This window comes from Microbacterium sp. ISL-103, from assembly GCF_018613995.1.
Classification (GTDB): Bacteria; Actinomycetota; Actinomycetes; order Actinomycetales; family Microbacteriaceae; genus Microbacterium.
This window is the reverse complement of the sequence record NZ_JAGGPD010000485.1, coordinates 1-2460: the sequence shown is the minus strand read 5'-3', so window position 1 is coordinate 2460 and position 2460 is coordinate 1. Positions and strand designations below refer to the sequence as shown.

At 64.8% G+C, this 2460-nt stretch carries 2 protein-coding genes; both read right to left on the bottom strand.

Going from position 1 to position 2460, the window contains the following annotated elements:
- Window positions 1-1019: DUF4012 domain-containing protein (locus J7E68_RS20355; RefSeq protein ID WP_215174384.1), on the bottom strand; the 1019-nt coding region annotated here is incomplete at its 3' end.
- Between the two features lie 284 nt (window positions 1020-1303).
- Window positions 1304-2460: O-antigen ligase family protein (locus tag J7E68_RS16375; protein ID WP_215174382.1), on the bottom strand; the 1157-nt coding region annotated here is incomplete at its 5' end.

The following is a 2460-nucleotide window of genomic DNA, read 5'->3' as shown; positions in this document are numbered from 1 at the left end:
AGCAGCGGCGCAGCGTTCTCGCTCGTGAGCACATCGCCCGTCGGCAGGGTGATCGGCCCCGTGGCATTGAGCATGTACGAGAGACCGATCGGGTCGATCGAGATCACTCCGTCGATCTGGTCGTCGTGCAGAGTCGCCCACCAGCCCTTGGCGAGCGCGGCACTGGTCGGGAAGTCGGGGGTCGCCGTCAGGTTCGCGATCCAGCGAGCGATGATGTCGGAATACAGCGTCTCAGTCTCGGCATCGATCGGCACGACCGGCTCGGGAATGTCGAAGTCGAATTCGGTCGCCGCTGCCTCGCGCACGATCGACAGAGCGCCGTTGTCGACCTTGAGCAATACGAACGATCCCGGTCCACCGCCGCTGGCACGCACTTCGGCATTGCCCTGGAACATCACGAGGTAGTTGCGAGGACCGGATGCACCCAGCGCATCGGGAAGCACTGCGACGACGTCTTGAGCGGGCCCTGCGACCGCCTGAACCTCTGACAGAGCGGTATCGACCTGGTCGACGCCCGATCTCACCATCTCGAGAAGAGCATCGTCGTCGATCGTCGCGAGCTTCTGCTCGGCATCGTCCGTGCCGGCGACGATCTGATCGAGCAGGCCCGAGAGGGATTGGAGGGCAGCGATGTCCATCCGCCCACCCGAGGGCGCGAGTGCGGCGACGCTCACGCCGCTCGCCGGCACGAGCACCTCGTCGGCAAGCGTCACCGCGACGTCCGACACCGTGCCCACGGCACGCACGTTCTCGAGCGGTGGCAGCGGGATGCCTTCGACGAAGTCCCAGACCTTGCCGGACGAGGCCTTCTGGGCGGCAAGGGCCTCGGTGCGGAACGCGGCCGCTGCCGTCGCCGCTGCCTCAGGATCGGAGGCGGGCATCGCCGTCTTCACCTCGGCGACGTACGGCATGGCGGCGAGCAGATGCGAACGCGCCTCCTGCGCCTGCGTATAGATGCGGCTGCCCGCCCAGACGCCTGCAGCCGCCAGCCCGACGAGAAGCAGGAGCACGATCGTCACCCAGAGCCACGCACGGCGGCGGCGCTTGGGGCGTCGCGAATCGGCGTCACTGTCTCCCGTCGGTTCTGCGGAGGGGCTGCTCGAAGTCTCTGCGGCAGCTGCACGAGCAGCGCGCTGTTCGCGCCGCGTCGCTGGCGGAAGGCTGGGGTCAGTCACCTAGCGATTCAACCATGGGCGCCTGTGGGGACCCGTTCAGCGTGGGACCGGAACGCCAGCATCGACGGGTTCGTCCGACGGCATGCGACCGCAGCAAGCTGCCGCTGAGCTTCAGCCCCACTGCCGCTTCATGTCGTTGCGAGCGAGGCCCGCCGATGCTTCAGCTTGCTATCGACCCGGCCACTAGACGTTGCCTCGTCGTCCCCTGCTGACGGTTTGGGAATCACCCAAGCGATCATGAGCAGGGTCCACATGAGCCGGTTGTCGTTGATGTCTCCCGACACCATCGCGTTGATGAACGTGAAGACGAGCAACACGAAGAGGGTCAGGGTGACGCCATCGTGAGCGCGGAAGATCAGGCGTACCGCGGACGCGATCGCGAGGACAACGAACAGAGCTCCCGACAGCCAACCGGCCTCAAGAGTGATCTCAAGCACAAGGTTGTGTGGGTAGAGCTGCCCACCCTCAGCCACGGAGAGGAACACCTCGGGAACGGTCCCGAAGAAACCCCACCCTCCCCCGGTGGGCATCTTCTGGCTGTACGCCCAGGCAGTTTCCCAGAAGTAGCTTCGCGCCATCGTTGACGTGTCCTGGTCACCTGAAAGGAACGAGACCACGCGCGTCAGACCTTCTCCGGCGGTACGTGTGGCGACGAACAGTGCGACCGCGGCCAGCGCAGCGACAGCGAAGATTGAGCGACCACGACGACGCTTGAATGCGGGGGCAAGCAGCAGGGCGAGAATGATGCTGATTCCGACTGACACGACAGGGCCCCTGGACCCCGTATTGAGTGCAGTGAAGATCATGATTGCCCCGAGCAAGCCCAGAAGAATCCGCGGCGCGGGCGGACGAGGCTTCGTGATCGCATCCATGACAACCACGATGGCTCCCGCAAGGATCATCTGCGACGTCGAGATGGTGTTAGTTCCCGACAAGGTCACGACAGAAGACAACTCCGAGGTCGACGCCGGTGCCACCGTGACCAGAAAAGCCACAGCGATACCTAGACCAGCGAGTGTGCGAAGAAAAGCTTCTCGCTGACGCCGCTCGCGAAGCACGATTGTCGCAGCCAGGATGGCTAGCAGAGTGAGCGTGAAGAACGCGCGCGCCTTATCGACCCCGTACTCGGTCGATGCCCCGACGACACCCGGGACCATGATGAGGGCCGCGCCGATCGCAACCCAGAGCGCTGCTGGCAGAGACCGAGTCCGAACCACGTCAGCGGCAGCAGCGACAACGACGACGAGTCCAAGCAGAATAGTGAGGTCCAGGCCCGGGAGCAGCT